Origin of the sequence: Streptomyces tauricus (assembly GCF_014650955.1) — a bacterium.
GTDB classification, from domain to species: Bacteria; Actinomycetota; Actinomycetes; order Streptomycetales; family Streptomycetaceae; genus Streptomyces; species Streptomyces tauricus.
The window spans coordinates 811,588-836,888 of the sequence record NZ_BMVY01000001.1; the positions used below are offsets into that span (position 1 = coordinate 811,588).

Here is a 25,301-nt window from a genome sequence, read left to right on the forward strand (position 1 = left end):
ACGGTTTCCGTACCGTCTAAGCTGCAGGTCATGCGCGTACTGGTCTTGGAGGACGATCCCGATCTGGGGCCCGTCGTCGCAGCCCGGCTTCGTGGCGAGGGGTTCGCGGTGGACCTCGCGCGGACGCTGGCCGAAGCGGATCTCAAGCTCTCGGTGAACCGCTACGACTGTGTCGTGGCCGACCGCTCGGTGCCGGACGGCGACTCGCTCACCCTCCTCGCCGAACACCGGCGCACGGGATCGGCGCTGCCCTTTCTGCTGCTGACGGCGCTGGACACGGTGAGCGACCGCGTGGCCGGCTTCGAACACGGGGCGGACGACTACCTGGTCAAGCCCTTCGCCTTCGCCGAACTGGTCGTACGGGTGCGTGCGTTGTGCCGCAGGGAGCAGCCCGCGCGGCTGCCGGTCCTGCGGGCGGGTGACCTGGAGGTAGACCTGCCGCGGCGCCGCGTGTCCAGGGCCGGAGTACTGCTCAGCCTGTCGGCCAAGGAGTTCTCGGTGCTGGAGGTACTGATGCTGCGCGCCGGCGAGGTGGTGACACGCACCGAGCTGATCGAGCGCTGCTGGGACGAGGCGGCTGAGCCGATGTCCAACGTCGTGGACGTCCTGATCGGCCAGCTGCGCCGGCGGCTCGGGCCGCCCGACCCGATCGGGACGGTGCGCGGCGTCGGCTACCGGCTGGGCGACGCCGACCCTAACCCGGCCGCCGGGGCGCGGACATGATCAGCCTGCGCCGCCCGGCAGCCGTGCCCTCCGTGTCTCCGGCCGTCGCCCGGCTGCGGCGCACCCGTCGGACGATGACGCTCCTGTTCGCCGCGACGACCGCGGCCTGTCTTGTCGTACTCGCCACGGTCGCCGTCCGCATCGATTCCCAGTCCCGTCGGTCGGGCCTCGACCACGAGGTCGACAGCCGCGCCGTCGGTCTGTCCCGGGCGGTCTGGTTCGACGGCGGGGCACTGCACCTGGAGCCGCTCCGCGAGGACGAACTCGCCCGGAGCGCCGAGGTATTGGCCGTCCTGGAGCTCGCTCCGGGAGGGTCGCCGTCGGTCTGGAACGTCGTTCCCGCACGATCGGCGCTGCCCCAGGAGGACTGGCTCGACCACATGTGGCGGAGCGTCCTGGAGGAGCAGGAGACCGTCGTCCTCAGCGCCCCCTCCGAGAAGGGTGAGCGGCTGAGGTGGGCGGCGGCTCCCGTCTGGGACGGCGACCGGATCGGGGCGGCCGTGCTGGTCGGCACGGCGTCGGCGCGCAGCGAACACGATCACGATCTCCTCGTTCGCTGGCTGGCCCTCGGCTGTACGGCCCTGGTCTGCTGTGCGGCGGCCGTCGGACATCTGCTGTCGGGCAGGGCCATGCGTCCCGCGCTGCGCGCGCTGGGTCAGCAGGAGCAGTTCCTGGCCGAGGCCGCGCACGAGCTGCGTACACCGCTGGCGACGCTACGGCTGGTGGTGGAGCGGGACGGTTCCTCCGCCGAGACGCTGCGGTTGGTGGACCGGCTGAGCCGGTTGGTCACCGGGCTGCTGACCAGGGCCCGCACGGAGGCCGGCACCCAGCGGGTCGAGCTGGTGCCCTTGCGCCTCGACCAGCTGGTGGAGACCACGGTCGAGGAGTTGCCGGACCACGAGAACGTCACGGTGAGCTCCGAGCCGGTGGTGGTACGCGGGGACCCCGACCTCCTGGCCCAGGCGGTACGGAACCTGATCGAAAACGCCCAACGCCACGGCGGCCCACCCGGCTCACCCGTGGAGATCACGGTCACCCCCGGCCTGATAACGGTCAGGGACCACGGCACGGGCATACCACTCGCAGACCGGGAACGGGTCTTCACCCGGGGCGTCACAGGGCGATCGAGAACGCCTTGGGAGCGGACAGCCACCTCAGGGCTCTCAGCCGTCGCTGGGCCCTCAGCCGCCTACGGGGCAGCAACCCTCTCGGGGCGCGCAGCCGCCCGGCGGACGGGCGCCACCTCGGAGACGAACGCCGTCCCGAAGGCGGGCACCGCCTCGGAGACGGAGGCCGTCCCGAAGGCGGGCGCCGTCCCACAAGCGAACGCCGCACCGGAGTCGAGCGCCGTCCGAGAGTCGAGCGCCGTCCCGGGGACAGGCGCGGGATCGGAAACGGGCGCCGGGCTGGGAACGGGCACTGGCCCAGAGACGACCATCGTCCTGGGGACGGGACCGCGGCCGGGGACGGGCCCGGGCCCCGGGACGGGCGCAGGCCCGGAGCCAGGCGCCGGCCTGGAGAGGAGCACCGGCCCGGGAACGGGCGCGGGACTCGGGACGGGCCCGGTACTTGCGACGGGCGTCGGCCCGGGGACGGGCGCCAGCCCGGGAACGGGCGCAAGCCCGGAGACGGGCGCAAGCCCGGGAACGGGCGCAGGGCTCGCAATCGTTCGTTGGGTTGCCGAGTTGCATCACGGCAGTGTCCGTCTCGCCGACGCTCCCGGTGGCGGGCTGCTCGCCGAGTTGCGGCTGCCCGGGCACGTGGCCGCCGCAAGGCCCTCATCCTCATCTCATGAACGCTCCGGCACCGTAGGCGCATGAACTCTCCGCGCGCACCCCGCCTGCTGGTCACCGCAGCCGCGGGACTCGGCATCCTCCTCGTCGCCGCGAGCCTGCACGGCCTGCCCTTCGGCGGCGGCGCCGAGCCCTCGTCGACCGAGGTGGCCGTACGGGTCGACCAGGTCGGCTATGTGCGCGGCGAGAGCAAGCGGGCCTACGTCATGGGGCCCACGGCGGCACTGGCGGGAGCGCGTTACAAGGTCGTCGACGCCGAGAACGGGGTCGTGGCGGCGGGCAGACTCGGAGCCGTCACCGGCCGCTGGAACGCCAAGTACCCCTCGGTCCGTACCGTCGATCTCTCCGCGCTGGACACCCCCGGCACGTACCGCATCGTCCTGACCGGGACCGCCGCCGGCCGCTCGCCCGCCTTCCGGATCGCCGGGGCCCGCGAGCTGATGACCCCGCTCGTACGTGACAACGTCCGTTTCCTTCAGGCACAGCGTGACGGAGCCGACGTGGTCACCGACGGCCCCCGGCACACGCTGCGGCACGGGCCTTCCCATCTGGCCGACCGGGACGCCACCGTCTACGCCCCGCCCGAGTACGACGAGGAGGGCACCGAACTGCTCGACGAGGAGCTGACCCCGACCGGCGAACAGCTCGACGTCTCGGGCGGCTGGTTCGACGCGGGGGACTTCCTCAAGTTCACCGGCACGACCTCCTATTCCGTCGCCGAACTCCTGCTCGCGCAGCGCGACCTCCCCGGGATGGCGGAGCTGTCCGCGGAGGCCTCGCACGGGCTGGCCTGGCTGGACAGGATGTGGGACGGGGACAGCGAGACCCTCTACGTACAGGTCGGCATCGGCGCGGGCAACGAGGCCGTACGGACGGATCACGACGTATGGCGGCTGCCGGAGGCCGACGACCGGCTCGATGTGTCACCCGGCGACCCGGACTACACGATCAAGCACCGGCCGGTCTTCCGCGCGGCCGAGCCGGGCGAGGCGATCAGCCCCAGCCTGGCGGGACGCGTGGCCGCGGCCTTCGCGCTCGCCGCCCAGCGCGCGGCCGACACGGACCCGGCGAAGGCCCGGGACTGGCTGGAGAAGGCCGCCGCCGTCTACGACCTGGCCGACACCGAGCCCGACCCCGACGAGCCGCCGCTCACCGCGATCCCGGGCACCTTCTATCCCGAGGACTCCTGGCAGGACGACATGGAGTTCGGCGGCGCCGAACTGGCGCTGGCCGCACGGCAGTTGGGGGACGACCGGGAGAGCGACTGGGCCGACGCCGCGGCCGGCTGGGCCGGGAACTACCTGGCCTCCGACGTCAAGGGCACCCTCAACGTGGCCGACGTCAGCGCCCTGGCCCATGTGGACATGGCCACCGTCCTGGACGGCTCCCGGGTCAACGGGATCGGGGCCGCGGACCTGTACGAGGATCTGCGCCGCCAACTGGAGGACGGTGTCGCCCGCGCCGGACACGACCCGTTCGGGGCCGGCGCCGTCTACGACGACTTCGACGCCGTCCCGCACACGTTCGGCCTGGTGGCCACCGCCCGCCTCTACGCCGAGGCCACCGGGGACACCCGCTACGCGGCCTTCACCGGCCGGCAGCGGGGGTGGGCCCTCGGCGCCAACCCCTGGGGCACCAGCTTCGTGATCGGCGCGGGCGAGGTCTACCCGCACTGCCCGGAACACCAGTTGGCCAACCTCGCGGGCAGCCATGACGGCAAGGGCGCCATCCTGCGGGGCGCCGTGGTCAACGGCCCCAACGCCGCCGCGAAACTGGAGGAGTTGAACAGTTTCCCGACCATGAAGAAGTGCACGGCCGCCCCGCCGGCCGGGGCCTGGACCGACTTCGACGGCAAGGGCGCGCGGTACCTGGACGACGTGGGCGCCTGGCAGACCGTGGAGCCCGCGCTGGACTTCACCACGACGGCACTGCTGGCCTTCGCACTCACCGCACGGGCCGACGACCGGTAGTGTCACGCAGACACTTCGGCGGAGATACCGGGTGAAAGGCGGACATGACCACTGACTGGGAGTGGGACGACACACTGTTCCTGGGCACGGCCGCCTACTACCGGCGCGGCAGACTCCCGTACGCCCCCGGACTGGCGGACGCGCTCGCCGGCGTCCTGGGACTCGACGGGCGGGGACGCCTCATCGACGTGGGATGCGGACCCGGCACCGTCGCCCTGACTCTGGCGGACCTGTTCGGCGAGGTCGTGGGCGTGGACCCGGACAGCGGGATGATCGCCGAAGCCGCCCGTGCGGCCGCGGAGCGCGGGGTGAGCGGGAAGACGCGGTGGGTGCGGGCCCGGGCCGAGGAACTGCCCGCCGGCCTCGGCGTGTTCACCGTCGCGGCCTTCGCCCAGTCCTTCCACTGGATGGACCGCGACCTGGTGGCGGCCACCGTCAGGGACATGCTCCGGCCCGGCGGAGCGCTGGTGCACATCTCCGACCTGAAGTCCGAGGCGCGGACGGAGACTCGTGCCGTCGGCGGGCTGCCGCATCCGGCGGTGCCCCACACGGCCTTGAGGGAACTGGTGCGGAGTTATCTGGGGCCGGTTCGCCGGGCCGGCCGGGGCGTGCTGCCGCACGGCACTCCCGGCGGTGAGGCGGCGGTGTTCGACCGGGTGGGATTCACCGGCCCCGAGCGGCACGTGCTGCCCGGCGGACAGGCATTGGAGCGCACGACCGACGACGTCGTGGCGGGCGTCTTCTCGATGTCCTTCTCCGCCCCTCATCTGTTCGGCGCACGCCGGGACGACTTCGAGGAGGACGTACGCCGACTGCTGCGGGCGGCTTCCCCCACAGGCAGCTTTTCCGTACACCAGCCGGGCACGGAGATCTCCGTCTGGCGCACGGCCCCCACGGCCGAAGGGCGGCCCTAGCCGCTGGGGGTGGCGCTAGCCGCTGCGGGCGGCCCTAGCCGCTGTGGGTGGCCCTAGCCGCTGTGGGTGGCGCTGCGGATCGCCCGCCAGCGGCGAACGAAGAACCGCAGGAAGAGCGTCTCGCACAGCACGGCGTAGAGGAGTACGCCGCCCACGACGGCGAGGTCGTCCCGGAGAGTCGGACTGGGCGCCAGCCGTCCCACCAGGAAGTAGCCGCCGAGGCTCTGGGCGAGTACGCCGGTGCTGAGGATGAACACCGCCGTGGCGATGTACGGATAGCCCATGTGCGTGCCGGAGGAGACGAGCCGGGATTCCCAGCCGAGCACCTCACCCGCGCCCAGGAGGCTGTTGATCCGGCGCTCGACCGCCGCGACGCCCTGGCCGGCCCGCTGGGAGCGGTGGTACTCCCCCAGCCAGATCAGCAGACTCGCCTTCGCGGCTCCGGGGACGAAGAGCAGACAGGCCGGGATGAGGATGCCCCTGGGCAGATCGGAGGTGATCATGGCGGCGGTGATGACCGCGAGGGAGGTGAACGCGAAGTTCATGATCTGGATGCGGTTGCTGATCGCCTGCAGACTCTCCGTACGCAGCGAGTTGTACTCCGCGAGCAGCGCCGTCAGGGCCACAGGGTCCGCGGGCCTCGGGCCGAGAGCCGCCGGATCCGCGGGCCTCTGGCCGGCGGGCGCGGACCGTACGGCGGGAATCGCCTTACGTGGGACGGGAGTTGGCGGGGGTGGGTCGGTCACCCTGTGATTGTGTCCAGCAACTCCACGGCCGACACACCGAGGACGCCACCGGACTCATGACCGGACTCCCCACCCGGCTCGCCCTCGAACGCGTACATGATGGTGCGGAAACCCAGCGCCCGGGCACGCACCAGGTTGGCCGCACGGTCCTCCACGAACAAGGTGGCGGACGGGCGGACATGCTCCGCGGCGATCTCCAGAAGGCCGCGCCCGGCTGTGCTCTTGGAGACGCCGAGCCCGCAGGAGAGGAAGACCAGGCCCGGGTCGATCCACCGGTCCAGGTCCAGCCGGTCCGCCTGCTTCGCGTACCAGAAGGACGTGTTGTTGGAGGCGATGCCCACCGGTCGGGTTCCGTCGGCGGACGCCGCGGCGAGCAGTGCTCCGGCGGCGGGGTTCGCCACCAGCAGTTCCTCTTCCACTTCCTTGACCAGCTGTGGGGGAATGTCACAGCCCAGCTGACGGGAGAGTTCGTGCCAGTAGTCCGCTTCTTCGGCCTCGCTCACACTGAACATCCGCCAACAGCGGCGGCCGGACTCCAGTACGGCGGACCGGTCGAGCCCCAGCCGGTCCCCGAGCCCCGTGCCGGGGGTCAGCAGCAAGGTCTCCCACGGGTCGCTGAAGAGGACGTTGCCGAGGTCGAAGAGGATCACCGACGGGCTGTCGGCCTCTGCGGCACGGGCATGCGCGTTCACCTGCGGGCCCCCTTCGCTCTGTCGCAACGGCCGGGAATCGCGACGCTAGCACGCCGGCACACCGCACCCGGGTCGGCCGACCGGGGTCGCCGAGGGGGCCGGACTCGCAGAGGGGGCCCGGACTCGCCGAGGGGCCGGGACCCGCCCGTCAGCCCGCCTCCGCCGTTCGCGTGCTCTCCCGTACGACCAGTTCGTAGCCCGCGATGAGCCGCGAGTGCGGGGCTTCCGCGTCGGTGGTGATCCTGTGCAGCACGGCGTCCACGGCCAGTTCGGCGATCTCCCGCTTGTCCGGTGACACGGTGGTCAGCGACGGGACGCTGTAGCGGGTCTCCTGGATGTCGTCGAAGCCCACGACCGCCAGGTCCTGCGGCACCCGCAGACCGTGTTCGTGCGCCGCGCGCACCGCGCCGGAGGCGAGCAGGTCGCTGAAGCAGAAGACCGCGTCCGGCGGGTCGTCCAGGGCGAGCAGGATCCGCATGGCGGCGGCTCCGTCGGCGCGGGTGAACTCCCCGGTGTCCGGGACGAGTCGGGGATCGTGCGGCACACCGGCGGCGTGCAGTGCGGTCAGGAAGCCGTGCATGCGCTGCACCGTCGTGGCATGGGCCCGGTCCGAGGGCTGGCCGATGACTCCGATGCGCCGCCGGCCGAGCTGGAGCAGGTGCTCGGTCGCCTCGCGCGCCGCCGCGGAGTTGTCGATCAGTACGTGGTCGGCCGGGATCTTGTACGACTGCTCGCCCAGCAGGACGAGGGGCACGCGTCGCTCGCGGTTGGCGAGCATCGTCTCGTCGAGGCAGAGCGGGCTGAGCAGCACACCGTCGATGAGCGGGTCGCTGAGCCCGCAGGCGATGCGCAGTTCCTCCGCGGGGTCTCCCCCGGTGTCCTCGATGAGGACCGTGCAGCCGCGCTTCTTGGCGGCGGCGATGACCTCGGCGGCGAGTTCCGCGAAGTACGGGGCGACCAGTTCGGGCACGGCCAGCGCGATGATGCCGCTGCGGCCCGTGCGCAGATGGCGTGCGGAGGCGTTGGGCTGGTAGCCGAGTTCGGCTATGGCGCGCAGCACCCGATCCCGGGTCTGTTCCGCGACCCGGACCTCGCCCCGGACGACGTTCGAGACGGTCTTGATCGATACGCCCGCGCGCTCGGCGACATCCTTGAGGCGTGCACCTGCCATGGTGGTCGCCCCTCCCTCCCCCGGCTTCCTTCCGGCCCGCGACCGACGGCCGATGGCTGACGACCGACGGCTGCCTTCCGCGTTGCTCCGTCACGCGCATCGATCCGGTGTGCTGCTCAGCGTAAGCCATGTTCCAACGTTGTAATGGCTTCGCTTCCCAGTTGGGCGATATCAACCGATATGGCGTCGACGACCCGTCGAACAGGAAGTTCCCGCAGAACTGTTGACGCCACATTTCCCCAGGGATACAACGTTGTAACCGCCTCGACCCAGCGACCGAGCGGATCGGTTCGATCGCCCATTCCAACGTTGTACTCCTTGAGTTTTCCGCCGTGGAAGGACGCATGCCCATGCGGGACCGCACGCCGCACACCTCCCCGCCCGCTCCGTCCCGGCGCCGACTACTGCGCGGCACCCTGTCGCTCGGTGCCGTCGCGGCCTCGGCCGCGGCGCTCGGCGGCTGTGACAGCACCCTCGCCCAGGGGTTCACCGGCGGGTCGCCCACCCCGTCACGGCTGAACTTCTGGAATCCATTCACCGGCGGTGACGGTGAGCGGCTGCTCGCGATGCAGTCCGCCTACCGCGCCGGGCACGGGTCGACGGACCTGAAGTCGGCGACCTTCGTCTGGGGCAACCCGTACTACACCAAGCTCACCCTCGCCACGCTCGGCGACCGGCCGCCGCAGGTCGCGATCAGCCATCTGTCGAAGGTGCCGACGCTCGCCGAGGCGGGCCTGCTCGCCGAGATCCAGCCGGCCGATCTGGCCCGGCACGGGCTGACCGAGGACAAGTTCGACCCCCGGCCGTGGAAGAAGTCGCAACTGGACGGGAAGCTGTACGCCATCCCGCTCGACACCCATCCCTTCGTGCTCTACTTCCGTACCGACATCGCCGAGAAGGCCGGACTGCTCGACGGGCAGGGGAAGTTGACGGACGTGGACGGGCCGGACGCGTTCATCGACGCCCTGCGCGCCGCGAAGGAAGTGACCGGGCAGTGGGGCGGTTCGATCGCCTCGGTGAAGGACGCCTCGACGCAGTTCCGGCTCTTCTGGTCGTTCTACCGGCAGATCAGCGGTGGCGATCTCGTCGCCGACCAGGGCAAGAAGGTCGTCATCGACACGGAGGCCGCGGCCGAGGCCCTCGCGTACATCCGCCGCCTCACCCAGGAGAAGGTCGTCCCGACGACCACCGACAGCCCGGGCGCCATCACCATGCTGACCACCGGCAAGGCCGGCTTCCTGATGGACGGTGTCTGGCAGGTGCTCACGGTCCAGGGTTCCAAGGTGAAGTTCGACATGCGGCCCCTGCCGCGGATCTTCGACGACGCGCCCTACGCCTGCGCCGCCGACTCGCACTCGCTCGTCCTGCCCAAGGCACCCTCCGAGTCGGCCCAGCGCCTCGACCTCTCCCTGGGGTTCGTCGCCTCCCTGCTGGGATCCAGCAAGCTGTGGGCGGAGGGCGGACACATCCCCGCCTGGCTGCCCACCCAGCGGTCGGCCGCGTACAAGGCCCTCGAACCGCAGTCGCACTACGCGGCCGCCGCCGACGGGGCCGCCTACGACCCGGCCGCCTGGTACGGAGGCGCGGGCAGCTCCCTGCAGATCGTCATCGGCGACGCCGTGACCTCCGTGTTCACCGGCGCCACCAGCCCGACGGCCGGAGCCGCCCGCATGAGGCGCGAACTGCGCGAACTGGCCGGCCGGCCCTCGCCCGTGTAGCCCGGCGCCCCGCGCTGCTCCCCACCGTCTTCATCACGGCCCTCGTTCGGGCCCCCGCACGTCGTGAGATCCCGTATGTCCTGACTGAAAGGGCCGTCCCATGGCCACGACAACCGCACCGACCAAGGCCCGAGGCAGAGGTGACCGCTGGGCCGGTCCGGGGATGCTGTTGCCCTTCTCCCTGTTCTATCTGCTCTTCCTGGTGGGGCCGCTGATCTACACCGTCGTGGCCGGCTTCTTCGACACCAGCCTGCTCAAGTCGGGCCTCGGCGACTTCGCCGGTCTCTCCAACTACGCGGCCGTGCTGGGCGACAGCGAGTTCTGGCGCACGCTCAAGAACACGCTGTGGTTCACCGTGCTGACCACCGTCCCCCTGGTGCTGCTCAGTCTGGTCCTCGCGATCCTCGCCGACCGCTTCGTCCGGGGTCGCTGGTTCTTCCGCTTCGCGTTCTTCGCGCCGTTCGTCCTGCCCTCGGCGGTCGTCGCGCTCATGTTCACCTTCATCTACGCCGACCAGGTGGGCCTCGCCCAGCAGGCCGCGCAGTGGGTCGGCGTCGACACCCCGCCGTCCTGGCTCGGCGACCCGGACTGGGCGATGATCTCCATCGCCGCCGCCACCGTGTGGTGGACGCTCGGCTTCAACTTCGTCCTGTATCTCGCCGGTCTGCAGGACATCCCGCGGTCCGTGCACGAGGCCGCGGCGATCGACGGAGCCGGGCCCTGGCAGCGCATCCGCCATGTGGTCGTGCCGATGCTCGGCCGCACCACGACCCTCGTCACGGTCCTCCAGGTCGTCGCCTCCCTGAAGGTCTTCGACCAGATCTACATGCTGACCAACGGCGGCCCCGACGGAAGCACCCGGCCCTCGCTCCAGCTCATCTACGACACCGGGTTCGTCGAGGGCCGCGTCGGCTACGCGTCGACCGTCTCGCTGCTGCTCTTCGTGGTGATCCTGCTGGTCTCGCTCGTCTGGTTCGCCCTCGTCCGCCGCGCCGAGAAGGAGCGCTGATCATGACCGCCACCGCCACACCGCCCGTGACCGAGGAACGGACACCCACGGCCGAGCCGCGTCGCGAGTACGACGCCGAACGCCTGTTCAACCGGGTGGCCCTCGGAGTCCTCGTCGCCTTCTCGCTGCTGTGGCTGGTGCCGCTCGCCTGGGCGCTCGCCACCTCGATCCGGCCCGCGCAGGAGGTCATCACCGACCCCACGAACTGGTTCACCGCCCACCCCACCCTCGCCGCGTACGGGGACATCTTCGACGCGGGGAAGCTGCCCTACTGGTACGCGAACAGCTTCATCACCTCGATCCTCACGACCGTGCTCACCGTGGTGGCCGGATCGCTCGCCGCCTTCGCGCTCTCGCAGACCCGTTTCCGGGGGCGCCGGACCGCGTTCATGATGCTCCTCGCCGGGATCATGATCCCGGGCCAGGTCCTCATGATCCCGCAGTTCCTGGCGCTCCAGGAGGCAGGTCTGCTCAACACCTACTGGGGAGTCGTCCTTCCCCAAGTACCCAACGTCGTCGCCGTGTTCGTCTTCAAGCAGTTCTTCGACGGCATCCCCAGGGAACTCATCGACGCGGCCCGCGCGGACGGCGCGTCCTGGCTGCGCACCTACCGGCAGATCGTCATGCCCATCTCGCGTCCAGTGATCTCCGCCGTCACGATCTTCGTGTTCGTCGGCGTCTGGAACAACTTCCTGTGGCCCCTCCTGGTCGTCACCGACCCGGAGATGATGACCCTCCCCGTCGGACTGACCTCCGTCCAGGACGTGTTCGGCGTCCCCTACGCCCAGTTGATGGCCTCCGCCGTGCTCGGCGCCATCCCGCTCCTTGCCGTGTTCGCGCTGTTCCAGCGGCGCATCGTCGAGGGCATCGCCGGCACCGGCCTCAAGTAGCCCCACCAGCACATCAGTTCACACCCTCTGAGAAAGGCCCCAGCATGCCGCACACCGCACGGTTCACCGTCGACCCCGAGTTCACCGTCGGGGAGGTGGACCCGCGCCTGTACGGAACGTTCGTCGAGCACATGGGGCGCTGCGTCTACACCGGCATCTACGAGCCCGAGCACCCCTCCGCCGACGCCGCCGGCTTCCGGACGGACGTCGCCGACCTGGTACGGGAACTGGGTACGGGCCTGGTCCGCTACCCCGGCGGCAACTTCGTATCCGGCTACCACTGGGAGGACGGGGTCGGCCCCGCCGCCGAACGGCCGCGCCGGCTCGACCTGGCCTGGCGCTCCATCGAGACCAACCAGGTGGGCACCGACGAGTTCCTCACCTGGGCCAAGGAGCAGGGCCTCGACCCGATGATGGCGGTCAACCTCGGCACCCGCGGGATCGACGCCGCCCGCGCCCTGGTGGAGTACTGCAACCAGCCCAGCGGCACCGCCTGGTCCGACCTGCGGATCAAGCACGGCTACTCGGCGCCGCACGACGTCAAGCTGTGGTGCCTGGGCAACGAGATGGACGGCCCCTGGCAGACCGGCCACAAGAGCGCCACCGAGTACGGACGGCTCGCGGCCGAGACCGGCAAGGCGATGCGCCAGGTCGACCCGTCCATCGAGCTGGTCGCCTGCGGCAGCTCGAACGCGGCCATGCCGACCTTCGGCACCTGGGAGCGCGAGGTCCTGGAGCAGACGTACGACGAGGTGGACTACCTCTCCCTGCACGCCTACTACGAGGAGTTCGACGGCGACCGCGCCAGCTTCCTGGCCTCCGGGGCGCACATGGACCAGTACATCCGCGACGTGGTCGCCACCGCGGACCACGTCCGGGCCGCGCGCGGCGCCAAGAAGCACATCAGGCTCTCGTTCGACGAGTGGAACGTCTGGTACGCGGCCCGTTTCGTCGGCGAGCGCAACCTGGAGACCGCCGAGACGCCCCGGCTGATCGAGGACACCTACAGCGTGACCGACGCCGTCGTGGTCGGCTCGCTGCTCATCACGCTGCTGCGCAACGCCGACCGGGTGGCCATCGCGTGCCTCGCCCAACTGGTCAACGTCATCGCCCCGATCCGCAGCGAACCGGGCGGCCCGAGCTGGCGGCAGACCATCTTCCACCCGTTCGCCCAGGCGGCCCGGTTCGCCACGGGCAAGGTGCTGCGCACCGAGGTCACCGGGTCCCGGATCGACACCGAGCGGCACGGGGACGTATCGGCGCTCGACACGGTGGTGACGTACGACGAGGAGAGCGGCGCCGTGACCGTCCTGGCCGTCAACCGCGGTCAGGAGCAGGCGCTGAACCTGCGGGCCGAGCTGCGCGGCGCGCTGACCGGCTACCGGGTCCTTGAGCACCTCGTCCTGGCCGACCAGGACCCGGACGCCGTCAACACCCAGACCGAACCGGACCGGGTGACTCCGCGCACCAGCGGCGGGGCCGAGGTCTCGGCCGACGGCGCACTGGAGGCGGAGCTGGCCCCGGTGTCCTGGAACGTCATCCGCCTGACACCGACTGCCTGACACCTGCTGCCCGATCCCCGCGGCCCGACCCCGCTGTGTGACGTCACCCCGGCGTCACCGACCGAACAGATCCGACCCCCACCCCCTCGGGAGAATCTGATGTCGGCAAGACCACGTACGCCCCTACCCCCACTCCGCCTGGCCGCCCTCGGCTCCGCGCTGGTCGCGCTCCTGGCGGCGCTGCTCACCGCGCAGACCGGCACGGCCGGCGCGGCGACCGGCACCGTGCTGCGCAACGACACCGGCCTGTACCCCCGGGCCGTCCGTCTCGCGTACAACGGGAACGCCAACGGCCGCGTCCTGTCGTCGGTGGTCACGTTCTCCGGGAACAACGGACTCGGCGCCGTCTACGAGAGCACCGACTCCGGCGCCTCCTTCCGCCAGGTCGGCACCGTCGGCGACCCGGAGGCGGCGGGCGGGCAGGGACTGTGCTGCTCCACGCTCTTCGAACTCCCGCGGGCGATCGGGAATCTGCCCGCCGGCACCCTGCTCTGGGCGGCCTCGGTCGGCCAGGACGAGACGAACCGGCGGATGGCCCTGCGCGTCTTCAGGAGCAACGACGTGGGCCGCACCTGGAGTTACCTGTCCACCATCGCGACCGCGGGCAGCACCGGTGGCCTGTGGGAGCCCGAGTTCTCCGTCGACGCCTCCGGGCAGTTGGTCGCCCACTACTCGGACGAGACCGACTCCGCCCACAGCCAGAAGCTGATGGCCGCCCGCACCTCGAACGGCACGACGTGGACCGGACACCACGCCACCGTCGTCAGCCCCCTGGTCTCCGACCGGCCCGGCATGGCGGTCGTCCGCAAGCTCGGCAACGGCACCTACTTCATGTCGTACGAGATCTGCGCGGCCCCCGGCCAGTACCAGTGCGTCGTGCACTACCGGACCTCGCCCGACGGCTGGGACTGGTCGAGCGGGCCCTTCCTCGGCTACCGGCCCGAGACGGCCGACGGCAAGTACTTCAAGCACGCCCCGACCGTCGCCTGGTCCCCCGAGGCCGGCAATCCGCTGGGCCGGCTCTTCCTGATCGGCCAGGTCCTGTACAACAAGGACGGCACGGTGGCCGCCGGGAACAACAAGACGGTCTGGGTCAACAGCGCGGGCGGCAACGGCACTTGGCGGGAGATCCCGGCACCCGTCACCGTCGCGTCGACGGTCGTCGACCACTGCCCCAACTACAGCTCGGCCCTGCTGCCGTCGGCGGACGGCACCAGCCTGCTGGAGATCGCCACCGACTGGGACGGTGGCATATGCAAACCGTACTTCGCCACGAAGTCGGTGCCCTCGTCCTGAGTCTTTGACCGCGTGACCGTGGGCCGATCGCGACGACTCGTCGTGGTCGGCCCACAGCTGTCCCGCACCCAGGCCTGCCCCCGGGGATGCTCCCCTACCCCGCTCCACCGTCCGCCACGCGTGGTATAGACCACTCGGCGTTCCGGAATGCAACTATGCCCGAGATGGGCATTGATGTACGCGCCCGTGAACGTTGTGAAGGAGCACTGATCCAAGTGACGGTCGCTACGCCTCCTCCCATTCCCAGAGCGGCGGGCTCCCTCCCGTTGCTGGGCCACGCGATACAGCTCATGCGCGACAACCTCGGTTTCATCGCCTCACTCCGCGAGACATACGGTCCCGTGGTCGAGATAACCCTCCAGCCCGGCACCCGGACCCTGATCGTCCAGGACCCCGCACTGATCCGCGCCATGCTGGTGGACCTCGGCCCCAGCCTCGACAAGGGCCGGTTCTTCGAGAAGATGGGCCAGCTCCTGGGTGACAGCGTGGTCACCGCCGCCGGTCAGGAACACGTGCGCAAGCGGCGCCAGTTGCAGCCGGCGTTCACCCACACCGAGATCGCCCGGTACGTCGACATCATGCGCGGCGAAGCCGAGGCCGCCGTCTCCCGCTGGCGGCCCGGCGAGGTCGTCGATGTCCGCGAGGCGATGGTCAAGCTCTCCCTCGACATGCTCGCCAAGACCGTCTTCTCGGGCAGCCTCGATGAGGAAACGTTCCTGCGGCTGCGTAGCGATCTGTCCGTGGTCATGAACGGCGTCGGGGCGCGCGTCATGCTCCCCGACTGGGCCGAGCGGCTGCCCCTGCCCTTCAACCGCCGCTTCAACGAGGCCCGTGACGCCGTGCGCGCCACCATCGACGAAGCGCTCGGCGAGCTGCGGGCCTCAGGCCACGACACCGGCGACATGCTGTCGATGCTGCTGCGCGCCCGGGACGAGGAGACCGGCGAACCCCTCACCGGTGATCAGATCTGCTCCGAGATCCTCACGCTCGCCGTGGCCGGCACCGAGACCACGGCATCCGTCCTGTCATGGATCCTGTACGAACTCGCCCGCGACCCCGCCGTCGAGGCCCGCGTCCAGGCCGAACTGGCGGACGTGCTGGGAGAGCGGCCGGTCACCTTCGACGACGCCATGCGGCTCCCCTACCTCAACCGGGTCATCACGGAGGCCCTGCGGCTCCACCACACGGGATGGCTCGTCACCCGTCGTACGGTCACGGACACCCGTCTCGGGGAGTGGACCGTGCCGGCCGGTACGGAGCTGGCCTACTGCCAGCACGCCCTGCACCGCGATCCGGAACTCTTCGCCGACCCCCTCGACTTCAACCCCGACCGCTGGCTGGACGACGCGCAGGCCCGGCTGCCCGCGGGGGCCTTCCTGCCCTTCGGGGCCGGCAGACACAAGTGCATCGGCGACCGGTTCGCGCTCACCGAGCTGATCACCGCGATCGCGGTGATCACACGCGAGGTGCGGTTCACTCTGGCGCCGGGCCAGACCGTCCAGCCGGTGGCGCGGGCCACCGTACGCCCCAGGACACTGCTGATGACCGCCGGTCCCCGAGTCGGCTCCGAGCCCGGGCGGACCGAACCCGCCGAGTAGTGAACGCCGTTGCGGAACACATGGCTCCCCCGGCGGCCCGACAACTCGGCGACTCGGCGACTCGGCGGCTTGGGCGACTCCCGGGGGACGTCATCTCAACTTCCAGGGTGAACGTCCGGTTCTCACAGGGGCGTTGACCAGGGACTCGTCATATGACGGAACGAGTGGTTTGAGCTCCCCGTCCGTGTGAATGCACTGGTTCCGCGCCGGTCGTGCGCCAAGCATGATCTTGATGAGTACACACGACATGAACACCCCGGACCTGACCACGTCGGACGCGCCCACCAAGGCCGTGAGCACCACGCCCGTGAGCCCTTCGGACCTGACCATGGCCAACAACGTGCCGCCGACACGGCGTTCCGTGGTCACGGTGACCGGTGCCACGGTCCTTGCCGCCGGGCTCACCGCGGCCACGGCCTCTTCCGCCACCGCGCTGAGCCCCGCCGTAGCACCCTCGATCGCACCCGCCGCGGTGCCGCCCGGCATCGATCCGGCGGCCTACACCACGGTCGCCCGCGCCATCGTGGTCTTCGACAAGAACGACAAACCCCTGGTCCCGTCCTATCTGAAGGCCATCGAGAGCGGGCTGCCGTCGAGCGGGGCCAAGGCGTCCAAGCGGGTCCTGATCGTCGGGGCCGGTCCCGCCGGGCTGCTCGCCGCCGATCTGCTCAACCGGGTGGGCCATGACGTGGTCGTCATCGAGGCCAACGACAACCGCGTGGGCGGCCGGATCAAGACCTTCCGCAAGGGGGGCCACGAGAACGGGGAACAGCCCTTCGCCGATCCACTGCAGTACGCCGAGGCCGGGGCGATGCGGCTGCCCGAGAGCCACCCGCTCCTCATGGCGCTGATCGAGAAGTTCCACCTGGCACGCCAGGAGTTCCTGCTGGTGGACGTGGAGGTCGACAACCCGGCCAAGCGGGCCAACCGCACCTGGATGCACATCAACGGCGTCCACATGCGCAAGGCCGAGTACGAGGAGGACCCGGCGAAGATCAACGACACCTTCGGCGTCACGGGTCCCAACCGGACGAGGACCGCCGCGGCCATCCTCGCGGACGCCCTCGAACCCGCCCACGAGCTCATCCGCGGCAAGGAGGGATCGGCCCTCGTCGAGGGATGGGTCAAGGTCCTCAAGCGGTACGGCCACTGGTCCATGTACCGCTACCTCACCGAGGTCGCCGGGCTCGACACCAGGACCATCGACCTCGTGGGCACCGTCCAGAACCTGACCTCACGGCTCCATCTCTCCTTCCTGCACAGCTTCCTGGGCAGCGCGCTGATCGATCCCAAGACCAAGTTCTGGGAGCTGAAGGGCGGCACCGCGAAGCTCGTCGACGCGTTGTACGCGCCGGTGAAGGGCAAGGTGCGACTCGACAGGCGTGCCGTGCGCATCGAGCGTGGCGACGGCTTGGTGCGGGTGCACACCGTGTCCGAGGACTGCCAGACCGGCAAGGGGGGTGCCACGGAGGTGTTCGAGGGGGACGAGGTGATCGTCACCGTGCCCTTTTCCGGCCTGCGCCATGTGGCCTTCGACCCTCCGCTGACCTACGGCAAGCGCCGGGCCATCACCGAGCTGCACTACGACGCGGCGACCAAGGTGCTGCTGGAGTTCTCGCAGCGCTGGTGGGAGTTCACCGAGGCGCAGTGGGAGGAGGCGCTGAACTCCATCGATGACGGTCTGTACACCAGGTACAAGAAGGGCCAGGTCAGGGACGGCAGGTACCTCGGCGCCCACCGGACCGTACGGGACCTGGGGGTGACCGTCCCCGGTGAGCTCAAGGAGTGTTTCAGCGCCTTCCGGCCCGCCGTGCTCGACGACCCCGCGGCCTCCCATGTGCGGGGCGGCGGCTCGGTGAGCGACAACGCCAACCGGTTCATGTTCTTCGAGCACGCCCATCCGATGGAGGGCAGTGACGGAGGGATCATCCTCGCCTCCTACAGCTGGTCCGACGACGCCCTGAAGTGGGACGCGTACGCCGACGAGGAGCGGTATCTGCGGGCGCTGGCCGGGGTGCAGGCCGTCTTCGGGCGGCGCTGCGAGGTGTTCTTCACGACCAAGTGCAAGACCCAGTCGTGGATGCGCGACCACTATGCCTACGGTGAGGCCTCGGTGCTCTTTCCGGGCCAGCACACGGAACTGTTCCCGGACATCCCCACCTCGGAGGGGCCCATTCATTTCGCGGGGTGCCACACGTCCATCAAGCCGGCCTGGATCGAGGGGGCGCTCGAATCGGCCGTCAGGACGGCGTTGAGGGTCCACACGGGCTGACGGGACCGACCCGGCCGGCGTCGAGAGGGCCGGCTGAAGGGCTGACGACCGGGCTGACCTGTCGAGGTGTCTCCGCGACCGGACAGCCCTGTCGCCGGCTCACGGCGTCAGGTACGCCTGCACGGCGGGTGCGTACCGTTCGACGACGGTGTCGAGCGGTGCCGCGCGCAGTTCGCCGCCCCGCGCGATGCCGTACATCACGCCGAGGCCGAGCAGCATGCCCACGGCGAGTTCGGCGCGCAGCCCGGCGTCGGGGCCGTCGAGGCGCAGGGCGAGCCGGTCGCTCACCTGGGTGCGGAAGTTGGCGCGGAGCGTGTCTCCCTGGGTGCCCTGGAGCGGGGCGAAGACGATCCGCAGCAGCGGGTCGGCGCCGCGTTCGCTCTGGCTGACGAGGACGTGGCGGACCATGTGGGGCCCGAGGTCCGCGAGCGGCGCGTCGAGCAGGACGGCGGCGTCCTCCTCGAAGGACATCACCCGTGCGAAGAGCGTCTCCTTGTTGCCGAAGTACTTCATGATCAGAGGAGGGCTGACACCGGCCCGTTCGGCCACGGCCTTGAGCGTGATGTCCGCGTGGGCGTGCCGCGCGAGGAGGTGGCGGGCCGCGCGCAGGATGGCCGCCTTGGTGGCTTCGGCGTCGCGGCGGCCCGGGCCGCCGCCGTCCGTCACGGCCGCCGACCCGGCCACCGCCGTGCGCGCCGGATCCGGCGCGGCCCCATGGGGTGTCGAGGTGGACTTCACGGACCTCATGCTTCCCCCGCTCCCTTCATCAACTGACCCTCGGCCTGTTCACCGCGCCGCCCGCGCGGCAGCCGGCCCATCCTCTCCCGCTCACCGCTGCCCGGTATCGCGAGGGCCATCGCGCATCCTGCCAGCGCGACCGCCCCGGCCATCGCGAAGGCCAGCAGATAGCCCCGCAGGCTGGGCAGGAGCAGTCCGCCGACCGGGCTGATGTGATGGACCAGTACGGCGGCCACGGCGGCACTGCACACGGCCTGGCCGATGGTCCGCATCAGTACGTTGACGCCGCTCGCGGAGCCGGTCTGCGCGGCGGGCACGGCTCCCAGGATCAGCGTGGGCAGGGCCGAGTAGGCGAGGGCCGTGCCCGCCGACACGATGGCCCCGCCCAGGATGATCACCCATAGGTCGCGGCTGTCCAGGATGCGTATGCCGTACCCGCAGGCGATGACGACGGCCCCGAGGGCGAGCGTCACCCGAGGGCCGCGCGACAGCGAGATCCGGGCCGAGACCGGCGACAGGAACAGCATGATCACACCGCTGGGCAGCAGACACAGTCCGGCGCCGACGATCGACAGGCCGAGTCCGTACCCGGTGCCCTTGGGCGCCTGTACGAGCTGGGCCGTGACCAGGGAGTTGGCGTAGAAGGAGAATCCGACGAGCAGGGCGGTCAGGTGCGGCAGCGCCACGCGCGGCCGGGCGGCGAGCCTGAGGTCGACCAACGGCCGTTCGGCGCGCAGTTGTTGCCACCACCACAGGGCCAGGGTGACCGCGAAGCCCGCGAACAGCGCGACCACCGGCACGCTGCCCCATCCCCATGTGCCGCCCTGCGAGACCGCCAGGAGCAGACAGACGAGGACGTTGGTCAGGCCGAGCGCGCCGAGCGTGTCGAACCGGCCCGGGTGCCGTACGGCCGACTCGTCCACCGCCCACCAGGCGAGCGCCAGGCCCGCCGCACCCAGCGCGGCCGACACCCAGAACATGGTGTGCCAGTCCGCGTACTGCACGATGAGTGCCGCGAGCGGCAGGCCGAGCGCCGCGCCGATACCGACCGTGGAACTCATCAGGGCGACGGCGGAGACGGTCCGCTCCGGCGGCAGCACGTCACGGAGAATGCTGATCGACAGGGGCACCACGGCCGCGGCGGCGCCCTGGAGCGCCCGCGCCGCGATGAGCACCCGGATGTCCGAGGTCAGCGCGCACAGCACCGATCCGGCCGTCATCAGCGAGAGCGCGAGGAGCAGGACGCGCTTCTTGCCGTACATGTCTCCGGCCCGGCCGAGGACCGGGGTCAGCACCGCGCCCGCGAGGAGTGTGGCGGTGACGGTCCACGACACGGCGGCGGCGGACGAACCGGTCAGCCGCGGCAGGTCGGGGAGCAGCGGTACGACGGCGGTCTGCATGACCGCCATCAGGATTCCGCCGTACGCGAGGACCGGGACCGTCAGACGGGCGCGCAGCCCTGCCAGCGCCGCCGACCCCCCGGTGCGGGCGGGCTCCCTGGGCATCGGATCCTGCACGGCACTTCCCCGAACGCGAGACATGGCGAGGTGAACAGCAATTCAACCTAGCGGATGAATGGCTGTTCACCAACCCAAGCGAGTGCCTGGTGAATTCTGATTCACCGACCGCGCGATCCCGGGCTCGAGAAAACCTGGGAGAAGCCTCAGAGAAATACGGCCTCGCTACGAGACTTACGAGGCTTTCGGGCCGGGGGCCGCCGTGCGCGCGGCGTCCAGGTCCTCGATCGTCCCGCCGACCTTCGTGCGCAGTGTCTCCAGCATCTTCGGCTTCGCGCTGATGGCCCACTGCGGGCCGACGAGGTACTTGCCTCCGTACATGGAGGCACTGTCGAGCCAGGTCAGCTTGTACTTCTCGGCGGGGAAGGTGGTGATGAGGTAGTCGCCGTCGGCGGTGTCGCAGACGCCCTCGCGCAGTTCGTCCGCGTCGGTCCGGATCTTGACCTTGCAGCCGGTCAGGCCGGCGATCACCTCGACCTTCGCCGGTGCCACCACACCGGCGGAGGGGGCGGACATCGCGGAGGTCTCCGCCGGCTTGTCCCCCGCGCCCTTGTCCGCGTCGCCGCCGCAGGCCGTGGCCAGCGGCAACAGGGCCAGGCCGCCGGCCAGGGCGACACCGCGCACCGCGCGGGCGACGAGGGGGCGGCCGGTATGTCCTCGCTGTGGCTGCTGTCGCTGCTGTGGCACGTGCCTCTCCGTATCCGTGCTGGTCCCGCGCGAGCGGGCAGGTGTCCCACAGGGATACGGAGGAGGCGTCCGGGCCGTTCACCGCCCGCGCTCAGCTCCGGCGGCCATGTCGGCTCTGCCGGTCTCTCAGCTGAACGGGTCGAGCGTGATGTACGCCGTCTGCGGGTTGCCGTCGTTGACCAGCGACTCATGGGCACCGACGTCGTCGAACGCGAAGCCGTAGGCCTTGCCGTCGGCCATCTGCTCGTGGATCTTCTTGGAGTAGTGGTTGGTCACCGCGTCCTGGTAGAAACCGGCCGAACCGCTGTCGGGCTGGTTGGAGTTGGTGAGGAGCGTGGAGCGGTTGTATCCCGCGCACAGGGTGCGGGAGATCGGGCCGCGGACGAGGTCGTTGGGTGCGTCCAGCAGCTTGTAGCAGCCGAAGACACTGTCCGAGTCGGGCTTCTGGAACGAGGTGACGACCGCGCCGGCGCTGTTGGTGAAGTTCATGACGTTGCCGGAGACCCTGCCGAAGTACTTGGTGGCGGGCTGGTCCTTGAACGGTGTCACCGTCAGGGTGGAGGTCGCGTACTTGCTCCACACGCGGTTGATGTAGTCGTTCATGACGGTGCTCGGCAGGGCGCCGGCCTCGATGCCGTGACCGGGGGCGAGCGCGCGCAGGATCGTGCCGTCGGAGCGGGTCCTGATGAGGTTGGCCCAGCCGCCGGGCTGACTCCGCAGGGAGTTGAAGAAGGCGTTGTAGCCGCCGGCCTTCAGATGTCCGGTGGTCTTGACGGTACCGGTGGCGGTCTTGACGCCGACCGCGTACGGGGCCGAGAACATGTCGACCTGCGTGCTGTTGATCCACAGCCCGCCGTCGTTCAGGGTGTACTCGGTCCAGTTGAAGAGGATGTTCGCGTTCGGGTCGGACGGGTTCTGCACCGCGGGCTGCACGAGACCGCCGGTGGTCAGCTTGAAGACCAGCTTCTGGCCGTACGAGAAGTAGACCCGGCCGGAGAACTTCGGCATACGGATCGTCTTGGTCTGACCGTTGGCCGGTCCGGCGATCGAGGCGTCGGGCGCCGGGGTCGGCGGATTGCCGCCCGCGGGCCAGGCGTGGAACGTGCCGTTCGCGTCGGCCCACCCCTGCTGGCCGGTCGAGAGCAGGGTCCCGATGACGTACACGTAGACCTGGTCGCCGCGCCCGGAGTTGTTCTTGAGTTCGAGCGGGATGGTCGTGGGCACCGCGGCCTCGGCGTGGGACACGGGTCCCGCCGCCGTGAGTCCCGTGGCGACGGCCGCCGCGGCGATCAGGGGCACCAGCATTTTCCGCATGGCTAGCACGCTCGTCCTCCTACCAGATGGAAGCGGACTGGTTGAATCCTCATGAGAGCGCTCTCAGAGTGCTCTCATGAGGCGAACACGTCAAGGTCTAGACCAACATCGGATTCCGTCGGTCCGCCGACTCCCCGGCGCCCCGGTCCGCCGGCCTGAGCGGCACGCGTGCGGTGGGTGTGCGGTACGGCTGCGGTACGCGTGCGGAACGTCAGCCGCGGGCCATCGCGATCGAACCCGCGAGCCGCTCCCCCGCCTCGTAGATCATGTACGGGACGCCGCCGTCCGTACCGAACGACGGGGCGGCGGCCCGGCCGTTCTCCGGGGCGGCGCTGCGGGAGTTGTAGAAGACACCGAGGTGTGTGCGCTTGCTGAAGTCGTTGCCGACCTCGGTGATCATGATGTCGCCGCCGCTCGACTTGTCCTTGTTGTAGACGACGTACGTGCTGTTGTTGCGGTACAGCAGGTGCGGGCCGCCGACGTTGACGGCGCCGACGTCCGTGTGCCGGACGAGCGGCTGCTGGTCGAAGGTCCAGTTGCGTCCGTCGGCCGACCAGCCCCAGTGGATGTCACGGTGGTTGCTGGTGTTGTTCAACATGAAAAGCATCACGAAGTGGGCGCCGCGCGACGGCAGTTCGTGCGGGAAGACCCGGGCGTACGACGTCTCGGTCGTACCGCTGGGCAGCATGGACGTGGACAGGACGACCTTGTCGTAGGTGAAGTTGATGCCGTCCTTGGAGCGGGCCAGCCGCGTCGTGGTGTTCTCCCCGTGGAAGTACATCCACATCTCCTTGGAACTCTCGATCCACATCACGTGCGCGGACGCGACATGGCTGACCTTGTAGTGCGGCTGCCAGTTGTTGGAGACGATCGGGTTGTTCGGGTACTCCGTGAACGGGCCTTCCAGGGAGTCGCCGTAGGCCAGGCAGATACCGCCGGGCGCGTCGTGCGGCCCGTAGTACAGGTAGTACCTGCCCAGGGGGTTGGCGAGGCGGCCGGCCGTGCCCCGGATGCACGGGAAGATGATCTCGCCCGTCGGGTTGTACTTCAGCTGGGACGGAGTGAGCAGGGTGCGGACGTACGTGTAGTCGGGGAATCCACCGGGCGCGGCGGCTACGGCCGGGGCGGCGGCCCCGTCCGCGGTGAGGGCGGACGCGGCCGGGGCGGCGAGCCCGCCCACGGTCAGGGCGGCGCCGGTTGCGGCACCGGCACGCAGGAACAGACGACGGGCGGGACGCGGCTCGTTCATGGTCGACTCCAGGAAGAGAGGCGGGCGCTGAAGAGGGAGCTGAAGGGGGACTCGCGGTGCGCAGGAGCGGACCGGCGGTGGACCGGACGGGGGGTGGGCCGAACCGGCGGTGGACCGGACGTGCGGTGGACCGAACCGGTGGTGGCCGCCGGTCAGAGGTAGGTGGCGGCGGCGACACACAGCCCGCCGAGCGCGACGGCCCACACATACGGCAGCGTGCGCACCATGACCTGCTGCGGGGAGACGCCCGCGTACTGGGCGGCCCACACGGTCTGGGTGCTGGTGGGGTCGGCGACGCCGAAGACCTGGTTGTACGAGGTGGCCATGCCGAGGACGACCGCGGCCGGGTAGATCCCGGCGGAGATGAGGACACCGGCGATTCCGGCGCCGAGGCCGAACACGTTCAGCGGCCCCCGGTACAGGCACAGCGGCACGAGCAGCGTGAAGACACCCACGAACAGCACGGCGTTCTGCGGGCTGACCGCCTTCACCAGGGGTTCGAGCGCCTCGACCGCGCCGGGGAGTTTCACCGCGGCCAGCAGGATGCCGATGGCGATGAACAGCGCGATCGGCGGGGCGGCCACCTCGAATCCGCCGTACAGGGTGCGCAGCAGGCGCTTGTTCATCTCGCGCGGGCGGGTGGTGGTGACCAGCGCGTACAGGACGCCGGCCAACAGGGAGGGGATGATGGCGAGTTCGAAGCCCAGGGCGAGGATCAGCGGCACCGCCGGGGTGAGCAGCGCGTACCACGGGGCGTCGCCGAGGCGTTGCCGGCGGCTCGGTGAACGGGGCTTGTCCGCAACGGACTTGAGGGACCAGGTGTGCTCGACGCCCCGGCGCCGCGACTCCACGAACACATACAGGACGGCGGCCACCAGGGCGAACGGGAACAGCTTCACCATGAAGCCGCGGACGGTCGGGACGGGCAGTTCCAGAGCGGTGGAGAAGAACTGCCACAGCGGCAGTTCGAAGGGGATGCCGACGGCGATGCCCATGAGGATGGTCCCGGCGGCGGTCACCTTCGGGATGCCCACCGCGATCATGGCGGGGATGCCGATGAGGCCCGCGAGCATCGCGGCGGGCGCGGAACCGGTGACGGTGCCGACGAGCGCGGAGACCGCGAGGACACCGAGGGCCACGACGACCGGGCGGTCCCCGCCGAACTCGACGATCTTGCGTACGAGGGTGGCGGCGACCCCCGTCTCCTCCAGGAGCTTGCCGAGCCATGAACCCAGCACGATGGCGATCATGGTGGCGGCCAGCGCGGGCGCGCCCTCCTGGAGAACCGTGTCGATGACACTGTTCTCGCCGGTCAGCGGTGCGCCTGCGACGAACGCGATGACGACGGCGAGGATGACGAGCGCGAACGCCGTGGGCAGTTTGCGGGTGAGCATGGCGGCGACACCCGCGGCCATGACGAGCAGGATGACGACACCCATGGC

The 25,301-nt window shown here is 70.3% G+C and carries 20 protein-coding genes; 11 read left to right on the forward strand and 9 right to left on the reverse strand.

The features are described from left to right. Nucleotides 1-30 precede the first annotated feature (30 nt). From IE278_RS03435 to IE278_RS03455, 4 genes are read left to right on the forward strand one after another with little or no spacing between them, the layout of a single operon-like run. A complete protein-coding gene (locus IE278_RS03435) occupies nt 31-723 on the forward strand; it encodes a winged helix-turn-helix domain-containing protein (RefSeq protein WP_189768504.1) in 693 nt (230 codons plus the stop codon). After that, a complete protein-coding gene (locus IE278_RS42110) occupies nt 720-2,543 on the forward strand; it encodes a sensor histidine kinase (protein WP_246569800.1) in 1,824 nt (607 codons plus the stop codon). The genes IE278_RS03435 and IE278_RS42110 overlap by 4 nt, the downstream gene beginning before the upstream one ends. Then, the gene (locus IE278_RS03450) at nt 2,540-4,486 is read left to right on the forward strand and encodes a glycoside hydrolase family 9 protein (protein WP_189768505.1); all 1,947 of its coding nucleotides are present in this window, start codon (nt 2,540-2,542) and stop codon (nt 4,484-4,486) included. Before IE278_RS42110 ends, IE278_RS03450 begins: the two co-directional genes overlap by 4 nt. A 44-nt stretch (nt 4,487-4,530) precedes the next feature. Then, a complete protein-coding gene (locus tag IE278_RS03455; RefSeq protein ID WP_189768506.1) occupies nt 4,531-5,400 on the forward strand; it encodes a class I SAM-dependent methyltransferase in 870 nt (289 codons plus the stop codon). Between the two features lie 53 nt (nt 5,401-5,453). Here the strand turns inward: IE278_RS03455 and IE278_RS03460 are convergent, their stop codons facing one another. The 3 genes from IE278_RS03460 to IE278_RS03470 form a co-directional block, all read right to left on the reverse strand. After that, nucleotides 5,454-6,146 carry a hypothetical protein gene (locus IE278_RS03460; RefSeq protein ID WP_189768507.1) on the reverse strand — a complete coding sequence of 231 codons (693 nt, stop codon included), beginning with the start codon at nt 6,144-6,146 and terminating at the stop codon, nt 5,454-5,456. Continuing rightward, a complete protein-coding gene (locus tag IE278_RS03465; protein WP_189768508.1) occupies nt 6,143-6,838 on the reverse strand; it encodes an HAD family hydrolase in 696 nt (231 codons plus the stop codon). Before IE278_RS03465 ends, IE278_RS03460 begins: the two co-directional genes overlap by 4 nt. Before the next feature lie 148 nt (nt 6,839-6,986). Then, nucleotides 6,987-8,009 carry a LacI family DNA-binding transcriptional regulator gene (locus IE278_RS03470; RefSeq protein ID WP_189768509.1) on the reverse strand — a complete coding sequence of 341 codons (1,023 nt, stop codon included), beginning with the start codon at nt 8,007-8,009 and terminating at the stop codon, nt 6,987-6,989. A 350-nt stretch (nt 8,010-8,359) separates the two neighbouring features. Between IE278_RS03470 and IE278_RS03475 the strand changes: the two genes are divergently transcribed. The 7 genes from IE278_RS03475 (at nt 8,360) to IE278_RS03505 (ending at nt 18,354) form a co-directional block, all read left to right on the forward strand. Further along, nucleotides 8,360-9,727 (forward strand): extracellular solute-binding protein, encoded by a 1,368-nt coding sequence (locus tag IE278_RS03475; protein ID WP_246569802.1) that lies wholly within the window; start codon nt 8,360-8,362, stop codon nt 9,725-9,727. A gap of 100 nt (nt 9,728-9,827) precedes the next feature. Then, nucleotides 9,828-10,736, forward strand: coding sequence for a carbohydrate ABC transporter permease (locus tag IE278_RS03480; protein ID WP_189768512.1), 909 nt, complete (start codon nt 9,828-9,830; stop codon nt 10,734-10,736). Between the two features lie 2 nt (nt 10,737-10,738). Then, entirely contained in the window at nt 10,739-11,626 is an 888-nt protein-coding gene (locus IE278_RS03485) for a carbohydrate ABC transporter permease (protein WP_189768514.1), read from the forward strand. 44 nt (nt 11,627-11,670) lie between these two features. Beyond that, on the forward strand, nt 11,671-13,188 hold the full coding sequence (gene arfA, locus IE278_RS03490; RefSeq protein ID WP_189768517.1) for an arabinosylfuranosidase ArfA: 1,518 nt from the start codon (nt 11,671-11,673) through the stop codon (nt 13,186-13,188). A gap of 99 nt (nt 13,189-13,287) precedes the next feature. After that, a complete protein-coding gene (locus tag IE278_RS03495) occupies nt 13,288-14,484 on the forward strand; it encodes an exo-alpha-sialidase (RefSeq protein ID WP_189768519.1) in 1,197 nt (398 codons plus the stop codon). 164 nt (nt 14,485-14,648) lie between these two features. Next, nucleotides 14,649-16,082 (forward strand): cytochrome P450, encoded by a 1,434-nt coding sequence (locus tag IE278_RS03500; RefSeq protein WP_189768521.1) that lies wholly within the window; start codon nt 14,649-14,651, stop codon nt 16,080-16,082. Between the two features lie 328 nt (nt 16,083-16,410). Then, entirely contained in the window at nt 16,411-18,354 is a 1,944-nt protein-coding gene (locus tag IE278_RS03505; protein ID WP_373311896.1) for an FAD-dependent oxidoreductase, read from the forward strand. Between the two features lie 99 nt (nt 18,355-18,453). Here IE278_RS03505 and IE278_RS03510 read toward each other — a convergent pair whose 3' ends face one another. The 6 genes from IE278_RS03510 to IE278_RS03535 form a co-directional block, all read right to left on the reverse strand. Further along, nucleotides 18,454-19,092, reverse strand: a complete 639-nt coding sequence (locus IE278_RS03510; RefSeq protein WP_246569931.1) for a TetR/AcrR family transcriptional regulator — start codon at nt 19,090-19,092, stop codon at nt 18,454-18,456. A 5-nt stretch (nt 19,093-19,097) separates the two neighbouring features. After that, entirely contained in the window at nt 19,098-20,597 is a 1,500-nt protein-coding gene (locus IE278_RS03515) for an MFS transporter (RefSeq protein ID WP_189768527.1), read from the reverse strand. Nucleotides 20,598-20,783: 186 nt separating this feature from the next. Then, on the reverse strand, nt 20,784-21,296 hold the full coding sequence (locus IE278_RS03520; protein ID WP_373311873.1) for a hypothetical protein: 513 nt from the start codon (nt 21,294-21,296) through the stop codon (nt 20,784-20,786). A 126-nt stretch (nt 21,297-21,422) separates the two neighbouring features. After that, nucleotides 21,423-22,610, reverse strand: a complete 1,188-nt coding sequence (locus IE278_RS03525) for a glycoside hydrolase family 64 protein (RefSeq protein ID WP_189768529.1) — start codon at nt 22,608-22,610, stop codon at nt 21,423-21,425. A 211-nt stretch (nt 22,611-22,821) separates the two neighbouring features. Continuing rightward, on the reverse strand, nt 22,822-23,859 hold the full coding sequence (locus tag IE278_RS03530; RefSeq protein ID WP_189768531.1) for a glycoside hydrolase family protein: 1,038 nt from the start codon (nt 23,857-23,859) through the stop codon (nt 22,822-22,824). 152 nt (nt 23,860-24,011) lie between these two features. After that, nucleotides 24,012-25,298 carry a TRAP transporter large permease subunit gene (locus IE278_RS03535; RefSeq protein ID WP_189768533.1) on the reverse strand — a complete coding sequence of 429 codons (1,287 nt, stop codon included), beginning with the start codon at nt 25,296-25,298 and terminating at the stop codon, nt 24,012-24,014. Between the last annotated feature and the right edge of the window lie 3 nt (nt 25,299-25,301).